18 protein-coding genes are annotated in these 19,564 nt (G+C 70.0%); all 18 read right to left on the reverse strand.

Annotated features, from left to right (window positions below):
- Positions 1-3: 3 nt before the first annotated feature.
- The 18 genes from atpA to ACFVWY_RS27850 all read right to left on the reverse strand — a co-directional run bounded on the left by atpA (position 4) and on the right by ACFVWY_RS27850 (position 19,482).
- Positions 4-1,575 (reverse strand): F0F1 ATP synthase subunit alpha, encoded by a 1,572-nt coding sequence (gene atpA, locus ACFVWY_RS27765; protein WP_389877233.1) that lies wholly within the window; start codon positions 1,573-1,575, stop codon positions 4-6.
- Between the two features lie 138 nt (positions 1,576-1,713).
- On the reverse strand, positions 1,714-2,529 hold the full coding sequence (locus ACFVWY_RS27770) for a F0F1 ATP synthase subunit delta (RefSeq protein ID WP_389877235.1): 816 nt from the start codon (positions 2,527-2,529) through the stop codon (positions 1,714-1,716).
- Positions 2,526-3,074 carry a F0F1 ATP synthase subunit B gene (locus ACFVWY_RS27775; protein ID WP_389877237.1) on the reverse strand — a complete coding sequence of 183 codons (549 nt, stop codon included), beginning with the start codon at positions 3,072-3,074 and terminating at the stop codon, positions 2,526-2,528. The genes ACFVWY_RS27770 and ACFVWY_RS27775 overlap by 4 nt, the downstream gene beginning before the upstream one ends.
- Positions 3,075-3,116: 42 nt before the next feature.
- Complete coding sequence (locus tag ACFVWY_RS27780) at positions 3,117-3,356, reverse strand: ATP synthase subunit C (protein WP_005311859.1); 240 nt, start codon at positions 3,354-3,356, stop codon at positions 3,117-3,119.
- Positions 3,357-3,430: 74 nt separating this feature from the next.
- Positions 3,431-4,252, reverse strand: coding sequence for a F0F1 ATP synthase subunit A (gene atpB, locus ACFVWY_RS27785; protein ID WP_389877239.1), 822 nt, complete (start codon positions 4,250-4,252; stop codon positions 3,431-3,433).
- A 225-nt stretch (positions 4,253-4,477) separates the two neighbouring features.
- Positions 4,478-4,915: a hypothetical protein gene (locus ACFVWY_RS27790; RefSeq protein ID WP_389877241.1), complete on the reverse strand. Its 438-nt coding sequence runs from the start codon at positions 4,913-4,915 to the stop codon at positions 4,478-4,480.
- A gap of 264 nt (positions 4,916-5,179) precedes the next feature.
- Positions 5,180-6,574, reverse strand: coding sequence for an MraY family glycosyltransferase (locus ACFVWY_RS27795; RefSeq protein WP_389877243.1), 1,395 nt, complete (start codon positions 6,572-6,574; stop codon positions 5,180-5,182).
- Positions 6,575-6,715: 141 nt separating this feature from the next.
- Positions 6,716-7,975 (reverse strand): serine hydroxymethyltransferase, encoded by a 1,260-nt coding sequence (gene glyA, locus ACFVWY_RS27800; protein ID WP_389877245.1) that lies wholly within the window; start codon positions 7,973-7,975, stop codon positions 6,716-6,718.
- 160 nt (positions 7,976-8,135) lie between these two features.
- Complete coding sequence (locus ACFVWY_RS27805) at positions 8,136-8,777, reverse strand: protein-tyrosine-phosphatase (protein ID WP_389877247.1); 642 nt, start codon at positions 8,775-8,777, stop codon at positions 8,136-8,138.
- Complete coding sequence (locus tag ACFVWY_RS27810; protein ID WP_389877249.1) at positions 8,774-9,421, reverse strand: L-threonylcarbamoyladenylate synthase; 648 nt, start codon at positions 9,419-9,421, stop codon at positions 8,774-8,776. Before ACFVWY_RS27810 ends, ACFVWY_RS27805 begins: the two co-directional genes overlap by 4 nt.
- A gap of 70 nt (positions 9,422-9,491) precedes the next feature.
- Positions 9,492-10,337, reverse strand: coding sequence for a peptide chain release factor N(5)-glutamine methyltransferase (gene prmC / locus ACFVWY_RS27815; protein WP_389877251.1), 846 nt, complete (start codon positions 10,335-10,337; stop codon positions 9,492-9,494).
- A gap of 43 nt (positions 10,338-10,380) precedes the next feature.
- Complete coding sequence (gene prfA / locus ACFVWY_RS27820; RefSeq protein ID WP_389877253.1) at positions 10,381-11,457, reverse strand: peptide chain release factor 1; 1,077 nt, start codon at positions 11,455-11,457, stop codon at positions 10,381-10,383.
- Between the two features lie 156 nt (positions 11,458-11,613).
- Positions 11,614-11,841, reverse strand: a complete 228-nt coding sequence (gene rpmE, locus ACFVWY_RS27825) for a 50S ribosomal protein L31 (RefSeq protein WP_389877255.1) — start codon at positions 11,839-11,841, stop codon at positions 11,614-11,616.
- A gap of 154 nt (positions 11,842-11,995) precedes the next feature.
- Complete coding sequence (locus tag ACFVWY_RS27830; protein ID WP_389877257.1) at positions 11,996-13,099, reverse strand: LCP family protein; 1,104 nt, start codon at positions 13,097-13,099, stop codon at positions 11,996-11,998.
- A gap of 388 nt (positions 13,100-13,487) precedes the next feature.
- Positions 13,488-15,485: a transcription termination factor Rho gene (rho, locus tag ACFVWY_RS27835; RefSeq protein WP_389877259.1), complete on the reverse strand. Its 1,998-nt coding sequence runs from the start codon at positions 15,483-15,485 to the stop codon at positions 13,488-13,490.
- Between the two features lie 383 nt (positions 15,486-15,868).
- Complete coding sequence (thrB, locus tag ACFVWY_RS27840) at positions 15,869-16,786, reverse strand: homoserine kinase (protein ID WP_389877261.1); 918 nt, start codon at positions 16,784-16,786, stop codon at positions 15,869-15,871.
- A gap of 329 nt (positions 16,787-17,115) precedes the next feature.
- Positions 17,116-18,186 (reverse strand): threonine synthase, encoded by a 1,071-nt coding sequence (gene thrC, locus ACFVWY_RS27845; protein ID WP_389877263.1) that lies wholly within the window; start codon positions 18,184-18,186, stop codon positions 17,116-17,118.
- Positions 18,187-18,192: 6 nt separating this feature from the next.
- Complete coding sequence (locus tag ACFVWY_RS27850) at positions 18,193-19,482, reverse strand: homoserine dehydrogenase (RefSeq protein ID WP_389877328.1); 1,290 nt, start codon at positions 19,480-19,482, stop codon at positions 18,193-18,195.
- Positions 19,483-19,564: the final 82 nt, after the last annotated feature.

The raw sequence follows: 19,564 nt of genomic DNA on the forward strand, positions 1-19,564 counted from the left end.
CGATCAGCCCTCGCCCAGCAGCTTGCCGTCCGAGGTCTCGAACTGCTGCTTGAAGGAGGCAACGGCGTCGGCCAGGGCCTGCAGCGTGTCGTCGGACATCTTCGCGCCCTCGCGGATGCTGGTCAGGAGGTCCTTGCGCTCGCGGCGCAGGTGCTCCAGCAGCTCCGACTCGAAGCGGCGGATGTCCTGGACCGGGACGTCGTCCATCTTGCCGTTGGTGCCGGCCCAGATGGAGACGACCTGCTCCTCGACCGGGAACGGGGCGTACTGCGGCTGCTTCAGCAGCTCGACCATGCGCTTACCGCGCTCCAGCGACGCCTTCGAGGCCGCGTCCAGGTCGGAACCGAAGGCGGCGAACGCCTCCAGCTCACGGTACTGGGCGAGGTCGACACGGAGGCGGCCGGAGACCTGGCGCATCGCCTTGTGCTGGGCGGAGCCACCGACGCGGGAGACCGAGATACCGACGTTCAGGGCCGGACGCTGACCGGCGTTGAACAGGTCGGACTCCAGGAAGCACTGGCCGTCGGTGATGGAGATGACGTTGGTCGGGATGAACGCCGACACGTCGTTCGCCTTCGTCTCGACGATCGGGAGACCCGTCATCGAACCGGCGCCCATGTCGTCGGAGAGCTTGGCGCAGCGCTCCAGCAGACGCGAGTGGAGGTAGAAGACGTCGCCCGGGTAGGCCTCGCGGCCCGGCGGACGGCGCAGCAGAAGCGACACGGCGCGGTAGGCGTCGGCCTGCTTCGAGAGGTCATCGAAGATGATCAGGACGTGCTTGCCCTGGTACATCCAGTGCTGGCCGATGGCCGAACCGGTGTACGGCGCCAGGTACTTGAAGCCGGCCGGGTCGGACGCGGGGGCGGCGACGATGGTCGTGTACTCCAGCGCACCGGCCTCTTCGAGGGCACCGCGCACGGAGGCGATGGTGGAGCCCTTCTGACCGATGGCGACGTAGATGCAGCGGACCTGCTTGTTCACGTCGCCCGAGCGCCAGTTGTCGCGCTGGTTGATGATCGTGTCGACGGCCAGAGCGGTCTTACCCGTCTGACGGTCACCAATGATCAGCTGACGCTGGCCGCGGCCGATCGGCACCATCGCGTCGACGGCCTTGTAGCCGGTCTGCATCGGCTCGTGCACCGACTTGCGGACCATGACGCCAGGGGCCTGCAGCTCAAGGGCGCGGCGGCTGTCGGTCGCGATCTCGCCGAGACCGTCGATCGGGTTGCCGAGCGGGTCGACGACGCGGCCGAGGTAACCCTCGCCGACGCCGACGGAGAGCACCTCACCGGTGCGCTGCACCGGCTGGCCCTCCTCGATACCGCTGAACTCGCCGAGGACGATCGCACCGATCTCGCGCTCCTCAAGGTTGAGGGCGAGACCGAGGGTGCCGTCCTCGAACTTCAGCAGCTCGTTCGCCATGGCCGAGGGAAGACCCTCGACCTTCGCGATGCCGTCGCCGGCAACGCTGACCGTACCGACCTCCTCGCGCGAGGCCGCGTCCGGCTTGTACGACTGGACAAAGTTCTCCAGCGCGTCCCGGATCTCCTCCGGCCGGATCGTGAGCTCCGCCATCTGGGTTCCCTGCTCTCCTTGTTGGGCCCGAAGTTTCTTAAGGGGGTCTGGGGGCCGACCCCCAGGAATCTTCTGCAATTTCTGCACGGCCCAACCGGGCCGCTGGTCTTGCTCTGTTCTGTTGCTGCGCGGTGTCGGTCAGCCGGCCATGCGACGGGACGCCTCGTCGAGGCGGTCCGCGATGGTGCCGTTGATGACCTCGTCGCCGACCCGCACCGCGATCCCGCCGAGGACCGTGGGGTCCACGTCGAGGTTCAGGTGCATCGGGCGTCCGTAGATCTTCGCCAGCGCGGCGCCGAGGCGCTGCTTCTGCTGATCGCTCAGCGGGACTGCCGAGGTCACGACCGCGACCATGCGCTCCCGGCGCTCCGCGGCGAGCTTGGAAAGGGACTCCAGTCCCTCTTCCAGGCTACGTCCGCGCGGCTGGGTGACAAGCCGCGTGATGACGCTCTCGGTGGCGGTCCTGGCCTTGCCGCCGAGCAGGCTGTGCAGCAGCTGCCCCTTGGCGGAGGCGGACGCCGACCGGTCGGTCAGCGCGGCACGCAGCGGCTTGTCGGCGGCGACGATCCGGCCGAACCGGAACAGCTCGTCCTCGACGTCGTCGAGGTCTCCGCTGCGCTGGGCGGCGGTGAGGTCGGCGGTGTTCGCCAGTTCCTCGACCACGTCGACCAGGTCGCGCGACTGGGACCAGCGGGAGCGGACCATGCCGGAGATCAGATCGACGGTCTCGCCGCCCACCTGACCGCGCAGCAGCCGTCCGGCCAGCTCCGCCCTGGCCTCGCCGGGCTGCGACGGGTCGGTCAGGACCCGTCGCAGTGAGACCTCGCGGTGGAGCAGCGCCGTCACGGCCGCCAGCTCCTCGGCGAGCTTCGCCGCGTCGACCGACGTGTTGTCGGTCAGCGCGTCGAGGGACTCACGTGCGGCAGCCAGTGCCTCGCGGCTCGCTCCGTTCATCGGACAGCCTCGGCCTTCGCCTCGAGCTCGTCGAGGAAACGGTCGACGGTGCCGCTCTGCCGGGCGTAGTCCTCCAGGGACTCACCGACGAGCTTGCCGGCCAGGTCGGTGGCGAGCTTGCCCACGTCCTGACGCAGCGCGGAGGCCGCGGTCTTGCGGTCGGCCTCGATCTGGGCGTGACCGGCAGCGATGATCTCCTCACGCTGCCGCTGGCCCTCGGCCCGCATCTCCTGCAGGATCACGGCACCCTGCTCCTGCGCCTCCTGGCGCAGGCGCGCGGCCTCGTGACGGGCCTCGGCGAGCTGAGCCTTGTACTGCTCAAGGACGCTCTGGGCCTCGGTCTGGGCCGCATCGGCCTTTTCGATACCGCCTTCGATGGCCTCGCGGCGCTCTTCCAGAACCTTGTTGATGTTCGGGAGGAGCTTCTTGGCAAGGAAGCCGAAGACGATGAGGAAGGCGATGAGGCCGATGACGAGTTCGGGGACCGGCGGAACGAGAGGGTTCTCCATCTCGGCCTCGGCCGCGATCGTAAGCAACTGGCTCACGTCATTGCCTTTCGTCTAGTGGGCTGGTCTGTGATCCGTGGATCAGGAGCCGTAGACGAACGGCATGACCAGACCGATGAGGGCGAGCGCCTCACAGAAGGCGAAGCCGAGGATCTGGTTGGCACGGATGAGACCGGCAGCCTCGGGCTGACGGGCGAGCGCCTGGGTGCCGTTACCGAAGATGATGCCGACGCCGACGCCGGGGCCGATGGCGGCGAGGCCGTAACCGATGGAGCCGAGAGCCTTCAGGTCGCCGGTGACAGCGGCAAGGGTCTGGGACATGCCAGTTCTTCCTTCTCTTTCAAGAACCGGTGGGGGTTGGCCACCGGACGTTTAAGGACCGAGCGCGGGGGCGCTCAGTGGTGCTCGGCGAGCGCGCCCTGGATGTAGGTGCAGGTCAGGAGCACGAAGACGTAGGCCTGAAGCGCCTGGACGAAGAGCTCGAAGGCGGTCATCACGATCGTCATCACGAAGGAGACGCCCGCGTAGGCGATGCCGACGCCGTTGAGCAGATACCAGCTGGCGATGGTGAAGAGCAGCAGCAGGGTGTGACCGGCGAACATGTTCGCGAAGAGTCGCACCGCGTGGGTGAAGGGCCGCACCAGCAGGTTCGAGAAGAGCTCGATGACCGCGGCGAGATAGGCCACCGGGCCGAGCGACTTGTCGTAGCCGGTGAAGTTCTTGAAGGCGCCGACGAAGCCGTGACGCTTGAACGTCAGGCTGACCCACACGATGTAGACGATCAGCGCCAGCACGATGGGGTAGGCGATGATCGACGTCACCGGGAACTGGGCGACCGGGACGATCGACCAGAGGTTCATCATCCAGACGAAGAAGAACAGCGAGACCACGAGCGGAACGTACTTCTCGCCCTCGCGCTTGCCGATCGTCTCGTAGACGATGCCGCGACGGATGAAGTCGTAGCCGGCCTCGGCGACCATCTGCAGCTTGCCGGGAACGACCTTGGGCTTACGGAAAGCCGCCCAGAAGAAGCCGACGACGATGATCGAACCGAGCAGGGCCAGCAGCATCGGCTTGTTGAAGTACAGGTTGCTGTCCGCGTCGCCCCAGAGGGGCTCGAACAGGAACGAGTGCAGGCCGGGTGCCGGGAAACCACAACCGGAGAAGATGTGGCAATCGGTCTCGAAGGCGAGCACCTGTGTCGGGTCAGCACTCACCGCGGGCTCCTTCAGCGTGGCGCATAGGTACGGCAACCTCGTTGTGTCGGCGCGGCGCGCAGCCGCGGTTCGGCACTGGACTGGTGTAACGGATGTGTGAGCGGCAGTCAGGCATTGAGCCTCGCGATCGAGCAGGCGGCAGCTCACATGCCCGCGCCCGCAATGCCGCAGTTGGAACCGGACGATAGCAGGGTCTTGAACCCGCTCTTATCCCGCCCCTACCCTTCACGACTTCGAGCCCGTGTTCTTGGGCTTTTCCGCCTTGTCGGACTCGGGCTCGACGTAAAGGATCTTGGCCTTCATGTGTGCACGCGCCTGCGCGCCGATCCACACGAGGGTCGTCGCCACCAGTGTGATCGCGAAGGCCTTCGGGTTGAACAGCGTTGTGTTCTTGAATGCGGCGACGAAGATGAACAACAGGAGGAGCTGAGCCGTATAAAGCATCAGCCCCATCGCCTGGAAAAGGTGGGGCAGGGACCTCGCGGTCCGCTGCAGGACGAGCAGCCCGATCCCCATGAAGAGGATCACCACGACCGTCGCCACGAGAGCGCCCAGGGCTCCCTTGCCGCCCGCGACACCAGCGCTGACCGCGACGGCGACAGCGCCGGCGGCAGCGGTGGGTACGGCGGCTTGGAGGAGAGTCCGGGCGTCGTTGGACGGCATGGCGGCAGCTCCGCTTGCAGGGGGTGGGCAGTGTGTCGTCATGGACGAGCGTAGGGCCCGGGGAGGGTCGATGGCCTCGGGCTGATGAACCGTTTCTACTTCAGTTCTTCGGCCCCGTCACCGGGCTTCGTGAACGGTATCACAAACTATTTGATGAGGTCTTTACTCGGAAAGTGTGCTTACAGTCACACGTGAGAGTGAAGGTGCGCATGTGAGCAAGACAACTCAGATCACTGTCTGCTATGGCCCATGATGCCCTGATTCTCAGCGTGTGCTTTCAGCCTTGTTTCTGTCCGAAAGACGCGAACGAGGGCCAATGGCGGTCGCTCCGTTGACTCCCGACACCCCCACGACGACCGGGGTGCGCTCCTGCTCCTCGGGGGCCGTGCGCCCCTCGTGACCCGTCCGCCCCTCGGGCCCCTCAGGACTCTCACCGGCGGCCGACGGCGGTTCCGTACCGGACGTCCCTCCCCCGGCGCGACGGTGGCGGTAGCGGGGCGGTACGAAGCGTTCCGCCCAGTACGGCGCCTGGGGGGTGAACCGCGGCATCAGCAGCAGGACGAGCCCGATCGTGCTCATCCCCATGATGACCAGCACGATCCAGAGCGACGTCGAGTGCACCGAGTAGCCGACCGCTCCGAAGGCGATCAGGGCCGACCAGAAGTACATGATCAGCACGGACCGGCTGTGCGAGTGGCCGATCTCCAGCAGCCGGTGGTGCAGATGACCGCGGTCCGCCGCGAACGGCGACTGCCCGTTCCACGTACGGCGCACGATCGCCAGCACCAGGTCCGCGGCCGGGATCGCGATGATCGTCAGCGGCAGCAGCAGCGGGATGAAGACCGGCAGCATCGCGTGGGTGGCCTCGCGCTCACTGCCTGCGAAGAGCTTCATCGTGTCCGGGTCGACCCGGCCGGTGACGGAGATCGCACCGGCCGCCAGCACCAGGCCGATCAGCATCGAGCCCGAGTCGCCCATGAAGATCCGGGCGGGGTGCATGTTGTGCGGCAGGAAGCCCAGGCACATGCCCATCAGGATCACCGAGAAGAGCGTCGCCGGGGCCGCCGCCTCGATCATGTGGCCGTACCAGAGCCGGTACGTGTACAGGAAGAACGCCCCGGCGGCGATGCACACCATGCCCGCCGCGAGTCCGTCGAGACCGTCGACGAAGTTGACCGCGTTGATGGTGATGACCACCAGCGCGACCGTGAGCAGCGTGCCCTGCCACTGGGTGAGCGCGACGGTGCCGACGCCCGGGATCGGCAGCCACAGGATCGTCAGTCCCTGGAGGACCATGACCGCGGCGGCGATCATCTGTCCGCCGAGCTTGATCAGGGCGTCGATCTCGAACTTGTCGTCGAGCACGCCGATCAGCCAGATCAGCGCGGCCCCGGAGAGCAGTGCCCGCGGTTCGGTGGAGAGCTGGAAGACCCAGTCGAGGTTGTGGAGGTGGGCCGCGACGATGAGTCCGGCGCAGAGCCCGCCGAACATCGCGATCCCGCCGAGCCGGGGAGTCGGCTCCCGGTGGACGTCACGCGCACGGATCGCGGGCATCGCCCCGATCGCGATGGCGAACTTACGCACCGGACCGGTCAGCAGATACGTCACCGCGGCCGTGACGCAGAGCGTCAGCAGGTAATCACGCACGGGCTGCCCCACAGATTTCGCCGGCCATCTCAGCCCACACCCTAAACCGTCCGGAGCACCCGGACGGCCGCGCTGCACGGGCCTCATGGCGGAGGACACCGCAGCCGGACCGGACGGTTCCCGGCCGTGACGGTACCGGGCGTGGCCTCCGTGTCACCCCGGGTAGGGCGGGTGCTCCACGGCCAGTTCCCGGATCTCGGCGCGGACGTCGCCCTCCTCACGCACCACCTTCCCCAGCAGCACCGCCAGCCGGGCCATGTCGGTGTCGTCCATGCCCTGGGTGGTGACGGCCGCCGTGCCGAGTCTGATGCCCCGGGTGTCCCCGTACGGCAGGGCGCAGGTGTCCAGCACGACACCGGCCGCCGCCAGCCGGGCCCGTGCGGTGGGCCCGTCGACGCCGAGCGGGGCCGGGTCCGCGACGATCAGATGGGTGTCGGTTCCGCCCGTGGTGACCTCGAAGCCCTCCGCCTCCAGCCCGGCCGCCAGCACCCGGGCGTACGCGACCACCTGATGGGCGTACGCGGCGAACGACGGGGTCGCCGCCTCCCCGAACGCGACGGCCTTCGCCGCGACGGTGTGCATCTGGGCGCCGCCCTGGGTGAACGGGAAGACCGCCCGGTCGATCCGCTCGGCCAGCTCCGCGCCGCACAGCAGCATCCCGCCGCGCGGCCCGCGCAGCACCTTGTGGGTGGTCGCGCAGACCACATCGGCGTACGGCACCGGGCTGGGGGCCGCTCCCCCGGCGATCAGCCCCATCGGATGCGCGGAATCGGCGATGAAGTAGGCGCCCACCTCGTCGGCGATCTCGCGGAACCGCTCGTAGTCGGGGTGGCGGGGGTAGGAGATGGAGCCGCTCACGATCGCCTTGGGGCGGTGGGTGCGTGCCAGGGCGCGCACCTGCTCGTAGTCGATCAGGCCGCTCTCGGAGTCCACCCCGTAGCCGACGAACTCGAACCAGCGGCCGGAGAAGTTGGCGGGCGAGCCATGGGTGAGGTGTCCCCCGTACGGGAGTCCCATGGCGAGCACCGTGTCGCCGGGGCGCAGCAGCGCGGCGTACGCGGCGAGGACCGCGGAGGAGCCGGAGTGCGGCTGGACGTTGGCGTGCTCGGCGCCGAAGAGGGCGGTGGCCCGGCGGCGGGCGGCGCGTTCGGCGGCGTCCGCCTGCTCGCAGCCGCCGTGGTGGCGGGCGCCGGGGTATCCCTCGGCGTACTTGTTGGCGAGCGGGGAGCCCAGGGCGGCGAGGACGGCCGGCGAGGTGAAGTTCTCGGCCGCGGTCAGCTGCAGGGTGCTGGACTGGCGGCGCAGCTCCGCCAGGAGCACGGCGGCGATCTCCGGATCGTCCCGGAGCAGGGCGGCGGGGTCCTGGGGCAGGGCCTGGCCGGAGAGGGGTGCGGCGGGAGTGGTGACCGGCATCGAGGTGCTCCGGGCCTGGAGGGGGTGCGCTGGCGTCAGCTCTCAATGTAGGCCCGGGGCGGCTCTCCTGCCCGCTGTGCGGCGCCGGGGCGCACCCGGTCGGCCCTGTGGGCCCGCCGCGGTTCCTCCGCCTGTCGGGGCGGCGCGGGCGACGGCGCGCTCAGTGCGGCGCGGAGACTCCGGTCAGGGCGGTGAGGACCGGGTCGAGGGCCTGGTTGATCTCGTCGCCGATGGACCGGAAGAAGGTGATCGGGGCGCCGTACGGGTCGTGCACCTCGTCGGCCTCGACGGTGGGGGCCAGCAGCCAGCCGCGCAGCGCGGCGGCGGCGCGGACCAGCGCGCGGGCGCGCTCGACGACGCCTTCGTCGAGCGGATCGGGCAGGGTGGCGGGGTCTATCGCCCGGACCAGCCGGGTGAATTCCTTGAGGGTGAAGGTCCGCAGGCCGGCCGAGTGACCCATCGAGATCACCTGCGCGCGGTGGTCGCGGGTCGCGGTGAGCACGAGGTCGGCGCGGATCACGTGCTCGTCGAGGAGTTCCCGGCCGACGAAGCCGGTGGTGTCGGCTCCGAAGTCGGCGAGGACGATCTCGGCGTTCGCCTCCATGGGGGCGCCCTCGTGGCCCCAGGTTCCCGCGCTCTCCACGATCAGCCCGCCACCCAGCGGATCGCCGAGGCGGTCCACCAGGGCATGGCGGGTCAGCCGCTCGGTGATCGGCGAGCGGCAGACGTTGCCGGTGCTGACGTGGAGGATGCGGAAAGAGTCGGGCCGCCCCGCTATGCCACGCCCCTCAGGGGCGGTCAATTGGCCACCTCAAGGTCGGGTACCACCTTGCGGAGCTCCTCGGCCGAGAGCGCCCCGGCCCGCAGCAGGACGGGGACCTTGCCGGTGACGTCGACGATCGACGAGGGCACGATGCCGGGCGTCGGCCCGCCGTCCAGGTAGATGGAGACGGAGTCGCCGAGCATCTCCTGGGCGGCGTCACAGTTCTCGGGGGCCGGGTGGCCGGTGAGGTTGGCGCTGGAGACGGCCATCGGGCCGACCTCCGTGAGCAGCTCGATGGCGACCGGGTGCAGCGGCATCCGGATGGCGACGGTGCCGCGGGTGTCACCGAGGTCCCACTGGAGCGAGGGCTGGTGCTTGGCGACGAGGGTGAGGGCGCCGGGCCAGAAGGCGTCGACCAGCTCCCAGGCCTGCTCGGAGAAGTCGGTGACCAGTCCGTGCAGGGTGTTCGGGGAGCCGATCAGTACGGGGGTCGGCATGTTCCGGCCGCGTCCCTTGGCCGCCAGCAGGTCGGCGACGCCCTCGGAGCTGAAGGCGTCCGCGCCGAGTCCGTACACGGTGTCGGTGGGCAGCACGACCAGTTCGCCGCGGCGGACGGCCGACGCGGCCTCACGCAGGCCCGTCGTGCGGTCGGTCGCGTCGTTGCAGTCGTATCGCCGAGCCATCAGCCGGCCTCCTCAAGCGTGTACGGGTATGACGGGTGGGGCGGGTACAGGTGCGGGGGACGGCCGCCGGTCACGGCAGGGCCTTGCGGGCCGTGGCGAACCGCGGCCGGTTGTTCAGGTCGGGGTGGTCGGCCGCGTCGGCCCAGCCGCGTTCCTCGGCGAAGATCCACGGCACCTGACCGCCCTGGGTGTCGGCGTGCTCGATGACGACGAGGCCGCCGGGACGCAGCAGGCGGTGCGCGGTGCGCTCGATGCCGCGGATGGTGTCGAGGCCGTCCTCGCCGGAGAACAGGGCCATCTGCGGGTCGTGGTCGCGGGCCTCGGGGGCCACGTACTCCCACTCGGTCAGCGGGATGTACGGGGGGTTGGAGATGACCAGGTCGACCTGGCCGTCCAGCTCGGGCAGGGCGGTCAGCGCGTCGCCCTGGTGGACGGTGACGCGGGAGCCGTCGGCGTTCTTCCGGGTCCAGACGAGGGCGTCGTCGGAGAGCTCGACGGCGTGCACCCGCGAGCGGGGCACTTCCTGGGCGATGGCCAGGGCGATGGCGCCGGAGCCGCTGCACAGGTCGACGACGACGGGCTCGACCACGTCCATCGCGCGTACCGCGTCTATCGCCCAGCCGACGACCGACTCGGTCTCCGGGCGGGGGACGAAGACGCCGGGTCCGACCTGGAGCTCCAGGTAGCGGAAGAAGGCGCGGCCGGTGATGTGCTGGAGGGGTTCGCGGGCCTCGCGGCGGGCGATGGCCTCCCAGTAGCGGGCATCGAAGTCCGCGTCCGGCACCCGGTGCAGTTCGCCCCGCTTCACGCCGTGCACGAACGCGGCGAGTTCCTCCGCGTCGAATCGCGGCGAGGGCACACCGGCGTCGGCCAGCCGCTGGGTGGCCTGGGCCACCTCGGCGAGCAGCAGGTTCATCGCGGTTCTCCGTACGTCTACGGGCGGGCGGGGCGGGCTCGGCTCACGCGGCGGCGAGCTTGGCGGCGGAGTCGGCGTCGACGCACGCCTGGATCACTGCGTCCAGGTCGCCGTCGAGCACCTGGTCCAAGTTGTACGCCTTGAAGCCGACGCGGTGGTCCGAGATCCGGTTCTCCGGGAAGTTGTACGTGCGGATCTTCTCGGACCGGTCGACCGTGCGCACCTGACTGCGGCGTACGTCGGAGGCCTCCTGCTCGGCGGCTTCCTGGGCGGCGGCGAGCAGACGCGACCGCAGGATGCGCATGGCCTGCTCCTTGTTCTGGAGCTGGCTCTTCTCGTTCTGGCAGGAGGCGACGACGCCGGTCGGCAGGTGGGTGATGCGGACGGCGGAGTCCGTGGTGTTGACGGACTGGCCGCCGGGGCCGGAGGAGCGGTAGACGTCGATGCGCAGGTCGTTGGCGTGGATCTCCACGTCGACCTCCTCGGCCTCGGGCGTGACGAGCACACCGGCGGCGGAGGTGTGGATACGGCCCTGGGACTCGGTGGAGGGCACCCGCTGGACGCGGTGCACACCGCCCTCGTACTTCATCCGGGCCCACACGCCCTGGCCGGGCTCGGTGGCGCCGTTGCCGCCCTTGGTCTTCACCGCGACCTGGACGTCCTTGTAGCCGCCCAGCTCGGACTCGGTGGAGTCGATGATCTCGGTCTTCCAGCCGACCCGCTCGGCGTAGCGCAGGTACATGCGCAGCAGGTCACCGGCGAACAGGGCGGACTCGTCGCCGCCCGCGCCCGCCTTGATCTCCAGGAGCACGTCCTTGTCGTCGCTGGGGTCGCGCGGGACCAGCAGCAGCCGGAGCTTCTCGGTGAGCTCCTCGCGCAGCTTCTCCAGCTCCTTGACCTCGGCGGCGAAGTCGGGGTCGTCGGCGGCGAACTCGCGGGCCGTCTCGATGTCGTCGCCGGACTGCTTCCAGGAGCGGTACGTCGCGACGATCGGGGTCAGCTCGGCGTAGCGCTTGTTGAGCCTGCGCGCGTTGGCCTGGTCGGCGTGGACCGCCGGGTCCGCGAGCTGCTTCTCCAGATCGGCCTGTTCGCCGATCAGTTCCTCGACCGCCTCGAACATCTTCGGGCTCCTGTTTTCTTCACTCGGGCGTGCCTGCTGGGCTGCGTGATGCCGGCCGGGCGGGGGTGCGGGGACGGGCCCGTGTACCCCCGGCCGGAAAAAACGCCGGTCCCGACGCCCCCGGAAGAGGGCGCCAGGAACCGGCGCAGTGGCTCGCTACTTGCTGGCGGAGCCGGAAGCAGCCTTGCCGAAGCGGGCCTCGAAGCGGGCCACACGGCCACCGGTGTCGAGGATCTTCTGCTTGCCCGTGTAGAACGGGTGGCACTCGGAGCAGACGTCGGCGCGGATGGTGCCGCCGTCGATGGTGCTCCGGGTGGTGAACGACGCGCCACAGGTGCAGCTGACCTGCGTCTCGGCGTACTCGGGGTGGATGTCGCGCTTCAAGGGTTTCTCCTAGGTTCGGGAGGGCACCGGGTCGCACGCGCGGATTGCGCGTCCGTGAACCGGGGCCGACGTACCAGTCTGCCAGGACCGGCCGTATCTCCCAAAACCGGGGGCGGTCCGGAACTATTCCCCCGCCCGGGGGGCGGGGTTCCGGTCAGCGGACGACGCCGCCCGCGACGCCCTTGTCGCCCGCCGAGTGCTCGGTGGCGGAGGCGGGGATGGTCCGGTCCCCCGCGAGCGCGTCCCAGACCTGTCCGGCGCCGGGCTCCAGCGGTACGACGCGGTTCGGGTCGGCGGGGTCGTACCGCACGGGCAGGGTGACCATGTGGACGTTCTTGGAGCCGAGACTCTTGAGGCCGTTGGCGAAGGTGGTGAGTTCCTTCACCGAGCCGAGGTCGGAGTCGGTGGTGACGGTCCTGGTCGCGGTGTCCGCGAGGTCGAACAGGGTTTTCGGGTTGGAGAACACCCCGACGCTCTTGACCTGCTCCATCAGCGCCTTGATGAACGCCTGCTGAAGCTGGATGCGGCCGAGGTCGCTGCCGTCGCCGACGCTCTTGCGGGTGCGGACCAGGCCGAGCGACTGCTCGCCGTCCAGGGTGTGGGTGCCGGGGGCGAGCTTGAGGTGGCTCTTGGGGTCGTCGATCGGGGCGGTGGTGGTGATCTCCACGCCGCCGAGCTGGTCGATGAGCTTCTTGAAGCCGGTGAAGTCGACTTCGAGGTAGTGGTCCATGCGGATGCCGGACATCGCCTCGACGGTCTTGACCGCGCAGGCCGGTCCGCCGACCTCGTACGCCGTGTTGAACATCGCGCGCTGCTGTCCGGCGACGGCCTGTCCGGTGGTGTCGCTGACGCAGTCGGGGCGGGTGACGAGGGTGTCGCGCGGGATGGAGACGACGGAGGCCGTCCGGTGCCCCTTGTTGACGTGCAGGACCATCGCGGTGTCGGAGCGGGCGGTGCCCTCGTCCGCGCCGTACGCGGCGTTCGCGCCGGACCGGGAGTCCGAGCCGAGTACGAGGATGTCCTGGGAGCCGTTGTCGACGTCGCCGGGGCGGTTCTTGCCCAGGGCCGCGTTGATGTCGACGGACTTCAGATTGCCGTCGAGCCTGAGGTACGCGAATCCCAGCCCGGCGCCGCCGACGACCACGGCCCCGGCCAGGGTCCAGGCGGCTGCCACCGTCGCCCTGCGGCGGCGGGAGGGCTTCTTCCGGCGCTTGCCGGTGGGGCGTATTCGGCCGCCGCTCCCGTTCTGCTCGGTCATGGGTCTCCTTCGGTCCTCGGCCTTCCCCGGCTACCCCCAAGCAGCGGTGTGCGGGTCCGGAGACGTCGGGCGCCGGTCACGCCGACGGCACACACATCACCGACAACACCGACTTGTCGGTACTTCATGCGACGTCTCCCTAGGAAAAAGGGTTGCACAGCCACCCGTTGTGTCCGCGTGAGGACAGAACGGACTTCCGGCCCGCGCGGACACCCCGTGATCCGCCGCTCACCTGCGGTTTCTTGACCCATACAGCCATTTCGGCGCCCCTGGGCGACCGCCCGGGATGTGGCAAAGGTCTCGGAGCGGACACGGCGAACGGCACAGGGCCGCCCCCGTCACCGAAGTGGCGGGGGCGGCCCTGTGAAGCGGTCGGTCCGGTACGACGTCAGTCGTTGCCGTTGCCCGGAGCCGGCGTCGTCTTCTGGATCTGGAGCAGGAACTCCGCGTTGGACTGCGTCTTCTTCATCCGGTCCAGGAGGAGCTCGATCGCCTGCTGCTGGTCGAGCGCGTGGAGCACCCGGCGCAGCTTCCAGACAATCGCCAACTCATCGCTGCCCAGGAGGATTTCCTCCTTGCGGGTGCTGGACGCGTCGACGTCCACCGCCGGGAAGATGCGCTTGTCCGAGAGCTTCCGGTCGAGCTTGAGCTCCATGTTGCCGGTGCCCTTGAACTCCTCGAAGATCACCTCGTCCATGCGCGAGCCGGTCTCGACGAGCGCGGTGGCCAGGATGGTCAGCGAGCCGCCGTCCTCGATGTTGCGCGCGGCACCGAAGAAGCGCTTCGGCGGGTACAGCGCGGTCGAGTCGACACCACCGGACAGGATGCGGCCGGAGGCGGGGGCCGCGAGGTTGTACGCACGGCCGAGGCGGGTGATGGAGTCCAGCAGGACGACCACGTCGTGACCCAGCTCCACGAGACGCTTGGCGCGCTCGATGGCCAGCTCGGCGACGGTGGTGTGGTCCTCGGCGGGGCGGTCGAAGGTCGAGGAGATGACCTCGCCCTTCACCGACCGCTGCATGTCGGTGACCTCTTCCGGACGCTCGTCGACCAGGACGACCATCAGGTGGCACTCGGGGCTGTTGACCGTGATCGCGTTGGCGATGGCCTGGAGGATCATGGTCTTGCCGGTCTTCGGCGGGGCCACGATCAGACCGCGCTGGCCCTTGCCGATGGGGGCGACCAGGTCGATGATCCGCGTCGTCAGGACGTTGGAGTCGGTCTCCAGGCGGAGCCGGTCCTGCGGGTAGAGCGGCGTCAGCTTCTGGAACTCCGGGCGGCCACGGCCGGTTTCGGGCGCCATGCCGTTCACCGAGTCGAGACGGACCAGGGCGTTGAACTTCTCCCGGCGCTCGCCGTCCTTGGGCTGGCGCACCGCACCCGTGACGTGGTCACCCTTGCGCAGGCCGTTCTTGCGGACCTGGGCGAGCGAGACGTACACGTCGTTCGGGCCGGGCAGGTAGCCGGAGGTCCGGATGAACGCGTAGTTGTCCAGGATGTCCAGGATGCCCGCGACGGGGATCAGGACGTCGTCGTCGGAGACCGGGACCTCGCCCGCGAAGTCCTCGCGGCCACGGCGGCCACGGCGGTCGCGGTAGCGGCCACGGCGGCCACGGCGGCCACCGGCCTCGTCGTCGTAGCCGTCGTCCTGGGGGCCGCTCTGCTGGCTCTGGCCCTGGCTCTGGCTCTGGCGCTGCTGACGCTGGCCGCTCTGCTGGCCCTGCTCGTCGCTCTTGCCCCGGCGGTCGCGCTGGCGGTCGCGGCGGTCGCCACGCTCGCCACGGTCACCGCGCTCACCACGGTCACCGCGCTGGCGGTCACCACGACGGCCCTCGGCCGTGTCGGCGGCGGCCTCGGCGCGCTCCTCGCCCCTGGGCTCGGCCGGAGCCTCCGCCTTGGCCTCGGCGGGCTTGCTCTCCGCCTTGGTCTCCGCGGGGCTGCCCGCCTGCGCGGTCGCCCTGCGGCGACGGCGCTCGACCACGGGCTGGTCCTCGCTGGCCGGCTGGCCGGGGATGTCGATCTGCTGCTGGCTCGCGGCCTTCTCGGCGGGCTCGGCGGCGGACTCGTCCCCGGTGCGCGCCTTGGAGGTGGCGCGGCGCTTCGGCTTGGTCTCGGCCGTCGCGGCGGGCGCGGCGGCCTTGGGCGCGGCGTTGCCCGCCTGCGCCTCCTTGATGACCTCGATCAGCTGGCCCTTGCGCATCCGCGCGGTGCCCTTGATGCCGAGGCCGGACGCGACCTGCTGCAGCTCGGCCAGGACCATGCCCTCAAGGCCGGTGCCGGAGCGGCGGCGCCGTGCGGTGGTGCCAGTGGCAGCACCTTCGGCGGGCGCGGCGCTGTCGACGGTCTTGTCGGCAGTCACGCCCATCAGATCGGTGGTGTCGCTCACGAAGGGTCCTTCCCTGGAGCGGACGTCGGCCTTCTGGCTCGGCGACCGGTTGTGCTGTCCGACTGCGGTCTTCTTTGCTGACCGTGCCGGGGCGGTGGTCCGCCGGGGTACGGCGGAGAGATGAAAGTGTGCGTGGGGTCCGGCGCGAGCATCCCCCTGCTCGGCCCACTCCTGGACAAGCGAGGGGTGTCGTGCCGGTTCCGGAGCGTGCACGAAACTGCTCAGGCAGGCTGCTCAGGCAGTTGGGGAGGCTCCCGGAAGAATTGGTGGTCCCTGAAGGGGACACGAAGCAACGCGCCACTTAGACGTCGGTTGCAGACTTGAGGTTAACACTACCGGCTCCAACAAACATTCCCCCTCTCACTCACCGGCAATCTTCTCCGCTACGGAGCGAGCGGCAGCACACTCGCGCCCTGGGCGTCGAGGGCGAGGCGATTGGCCGCCCAGCCCTCGCCCGCCAGCCGTGCGGCCTTGTCGGCCGCACCGTCCTCGGTCAGTGCGAGCACGGTCGGCCCGGCACCGGAGATGACCGCGGGGACACCGTCCGCGCGCAGTCGGTTGACGAGTTCCACGCTCTCGGGCATCGCCGGGGCGCGGTACTCCTGGTGCAGCCGGTCCTCGGTGGCGGTGAGGAGCAGCTCGGGATTCCTGGTCAGCGCCTCGACGAGCAGGGCGGCCCGGCCCGCGTTGAAAGCGGCGTCGACATGCGGGACCGTACGGGGGAGCAGGCCCCGGGCGGTCTCGGTGAGCACCGGCTTGCCGGGGACGAAAACCACCGGAACGATGGATGGTGCGGGATCCATCCTGAGGGCGCGCGCCGCCCCGCCGTCCATCCACGCCAGTGTGAAGCCGCCGAGCAGACAGGCCGCGACGTTGTCGGGGTGGCCCTCGATGTCGGTGGCCAGTTCCAGCAGGGCCGCGTCGTCGAGCCGGGCCTCGCCGCCGGTGGTCACGGCGCGGGCGGCCACGATGCCCGCGCAGATGGCGGCGGAGGAGGAACCGAGGCCGCGGCCGTGCGGGATGCGGTTGGCGCAGACGATCTCCAGACCGCGGGGCTGGCCGCCCAGCAGGTCGAAGGCGGTGCGCAGGGAGCGCACGAGGAGGTGTTTCTCGTCGCGCGGCAGCGTCTCGGCGCCTTCGCCCGCGATGTCGATGTGCAGCCCGGAGTCGGCTACGCGGACCACGACGTCGTCGTACAGCCCCAGCGAGAGGCCGAAGGCGTCGAACCCCGGGCCCAGGTTGGCGCTGGTCGCGGGGACGCGCACCCGGACGGCGGCGGCTCGGAAGGCGGGACCGGCCATCGGTTGAACGACTCTCCTTGGGTGGCGGCGGGGGCGGTGAAGCGTTTTCTCCGTGTGGCGGGAAGTCGTGGTGACGGGGAGTGGATTTCCGGGAAACCCGACGGCCACAACGGCCCAGGCACCGCGGCAGACGCGGCGGGGCGGGTTGGGGACAGCTTATCGAAGGAAGGTTCTGTGGCGACATAGGGCGCACAGGAGGCGCACGATGCGTGTCGCACGCGGCGGGTGCGCTCTCGTCCCGAAAAGGGGTGATTGAGCTGGGTTCTTACGTCCGGGGCCGCACCCCGGGCGCGTGCCGGACCCCCCGGGCCCGGCACGCGCGGGGACTCTCAGACGAGACCCAGCTTCTCGGCGGCGGCGGCCGCGTCGACCGGGACCGTGACCGGCTGCGGTGCACCCGCGACGGCCCAGTCGGGGTCCTTGAGGCCGTTGCCGGTGACCGTGCAGACGATCTTCTGGCCGGGATCGACCTTGCCCTCCTCGGCGGCCTTCAGCAGGCCCGCGACGGAGGCGGCCGAGGCCGGCTCCACGAAGACGCCCTCCTGGGAGGCCAGCAGCCGGTACGCGGCCAGGATCTGGCGGTCCGTCACCTCGTCGATGAAACCGCCCGATTCGTCCCGGGCGTCCAGCGCGAACTGCCAGGAGGCCGGGTTCCCGATCCGGATCGCGGTGGCGATCGTCGACGGGTCCTTGACGACCTCGCCGCGCACGATGGGCGCGGAGCCGGAGGCCTGGAAGCCCCACATGCGCGGGGTGTGCGTGGCCAGGCCGTCCGCCGCGTATTCGCGGTAACCCCGCCAGTACGCCGTGATGTTGCCCGCGTTGCCGACCGGCAGGACGTGGATGTCCGGGGCGTCGCCGAGCGCGTCGACGATCTCGAACGACGCGGTCTTCTGGCCCTCGATGCGAGCCGGGTTGACCGAATTGACCAGCGCGACCGGATAGTTGTCCGAGAGCGAGCGGGCCAGCGTCAGGCAGTCGTCGAAGTTGCCGTCCACCTGGAGGATCCTGGCACCGTGCACCAGTGCCTGGCCCATCTTGCCGAGCGCGATCTTGCCCTGCGGGACCAGCACGGCGCAGACCATCTGGGCCCGTACCGCGTACGCGGCGGCGGAGGCCGAGGTGTTGCCGGTGGAGGCGCAGATGACCGCCTTGGCACCCTCTTCCTTGGCCCGGGTGATGGCCATCGTCATGCCGCGGTCCTTGAAGGAACCGGTGGGGTTGGCGCCCTCGACCTTGAGGTGCACCTCGCAGCCCGTGCGCTCGGAGAGGACCTGAGCGGGAACGAGCGGCGTACCGCCCTCACGGAGCGTGACGACGGGCGTCGTGCTCGTGACCGGAAGGCGGTCCCGGTACTCCTCGATGATGCCGCGCCACTGGTGGGTGCCCTTGCTGGTCATGGGTCCTTACTCCCCTTCAACACGCATGATGCTGGCGACACCGCGCACGGTGTCGAGCTGCCGCAGCGCCCCGACGGTTGCCGAGAGTGCGGCGTCGGACGCACGGTGGGTGACGACGACGAGTGACGCCTCGCCCCCCTTGCCCTGCTGACGGACCGTATCGATCGATACGCCCTTCTCGGCGAAGACCGTCGCGACCTGGGCGAGCACGCCCGGCTTGTCGGCCACGTCGAGACTGATGTGGTAGCGCGTGACCACGTCGCCCATGGGGCTGACCGGCAGGCGCGTATAGGCGGACTCGCCGGGGCCGGTGGCCTCGTTGAGCTTGTTGCGGCAGACCGCGACCAGGTCGCCGAGGACCGCGGAGGCGGTCGGCGAGCCACCGGCGCCGGGGCCGTAGAACATCAGCTGCCCGGCCGCCTCGGCCTCGACGAAGACCGCGTTGTACGCCTCGCGGACGGAGGCCAGCGGGTGGCTCAGCGGAATCATCGCCGGGTGCACCCGGGCCGTGACCGACTGCCCGTCCGCGGCGCGCTCGCAGATGGCGAGGAGCTTGACGGTGCAGCCCATGCGGCGGGCGGAGGCGATGTCGGCGGCGGTGACCTCGGTGATGCCCTCGCGGTACACGTCACCGGTCCGCACCCGGGTGTGGAAGGCGATGCCCGCGAGGATGGCGGCCTTGGCCGCGGCGTCGAAACCCTCGACGTCGGCGGTCGGGTCGGCCTCGGCGTATCCGAGGGCGGTGGCCTCGTCGAGCGCCTCGGAGTACCCGGCGCCGCTGGTGTCCATCTTGTCGAGGATGAAGTTGGTGGTGCCGTTCACGATGCCGAGGACCCGGTTGACCTTGTCACCGGCCAGGGACTCGCGCAGCGGGCGCACCAGCGGGATCGCTCCGGCGACGGCGGCCTCGTAGTAGAGGTCCCGGCCGTGCTGCTCGGCGGCGGCGTGCAGCACGGCGCCGTCCTCGGCGAGCAGGGCCTTGTTCGCGGAGACCACGCTCGCACCGTGCTCGAAGGCGGCGGTGATGAGCGTGCGGGCGGGCTCGATGCCGCCGATCACCTCGATGACGACGTCGATGTCGCCCCGTTTGACCAGGGCGGTCGCGTCGGTGGTGATCAGCGCGGGGTCGATGCCCTCGCGCACCTTGGAGGGACGGCGCACGGCGACACCGGCGAGCTCGACCGGCGCGCCGATGCGCGCGGCGAGGTCGTCGGCGTGCGTCGTCATGATGCGCGCCACCTCTGAGCCGACCACTCCGCAGCCCAGCAGCGCCACCTTCAGCGGACGCGTACGCATCATCCGACCTCGATTCCTTTACTTCTGATGTGTGGACCAGTCTCACTCACCGGACGGGCGATTCTGCCACCCGTCCGGATCC

This window comes from Streptomyces sp. NPDC058195 (assembly GCF_042883525.1).
Taxonomy (GTDB): domain Bacteria; phylum Actinomycetota; class Actinomycetes; order Streptomycetales; family Streptomycetaceae; genus Streptomyces.

What these genes read in the sequence shown, in the direction of transcription:
- prfA (WP_389877253.1), bottom strand. Translation starts at nt 11,457, where the DNA reads ATGTTCGAGGCGGTCGAGGAACTGATCGGCGAACAGGCCGATCTGGAG.
- ACFVWY_RS27780 (WP_005311859.1), bottom strand. Translation starts at nt 3,356, where the DNA reads ATGTCCCAGACCCTTGCCGCTGTCACCGGCGACCTGAAGGCTCTCGGC.
- ACFVWY_RS27810 (WP_389877249.1), bottom strand. Translation starts at nt 9,421, where the DNA reads ATGGCTCGGCGATACGACTGCAACGACGCGACCGACCGCACGACGGGC.
- atpA (WP_389877233.1), bottom strand. Translation starts at nt 1,575, where the DNA reads ATGGCGGAGCTCACGATCCGGCCGGAGGAGATCCGGGACGCGCTGGAG.
- ACFVWY_RS27830 (WP_389877257.1), bottom strand. Translation starts at nt 13,099, where the DNA reads ATGACCGAGCAGAACGGGAGCGGCGGCCGAATACGCCCCACCGGCAAG.
- thrB (WP_389877261.1), bottom strand. Translation starts at nt 16,786, where the DNA reads ATGGCCGGTCCCGCCTTCCGAGCCGCCGCCGTCCGGGTGCGCGTCCCC.
- ACFVWY_RS27790 (WP_389877241.1), bottom strand. Translation starts at nt 4,915, where the DNA reads ATGCCGTCCAACGACGCCCGGACTCTCCTCCAAGCCGCCGTACCCACC.
- glyA (WP_389877245.1), bottom strand. Translation starts at nt 7,975, where the DNA reads ATGCCGGTCACCACTCCCGCCGCACCCCTCTCCGGCCAGGCCCTGCCC.
- prmC (WP_389877251.1), bottom strand. Translation starts at nt 10,337, where the DNA reads ATGAACCTGCTGCTCGCCGAGGTGGCCCAGGCCACCCAGCGGCTGGCC.
- ACFVWY_RS27850 (WP_389877328.1), bottom strand. Translation starts at nt 19,482, where the DNA reads ATGCGTACGCGTCCGCTGAAGGTGGCGCTGCTGGGCTGCGGAGTGGTC.
- thrC (WP_389877263.1), bottom strand. Translation starts at nt 18,186, where the DNA reads ATGACCAGCAAGGGCACCCACCAGTGGCGCGGCATCATCGAGGAGTAC.
- ACFVWY_RS27770 (WP_389877235.1), bottom strand. Translation starts at nt 2,529, where the DNA reads ATGAACGGAGCGAGCCGCGAGGCACTGGCTGCCGCACGTGAGTCCCTC.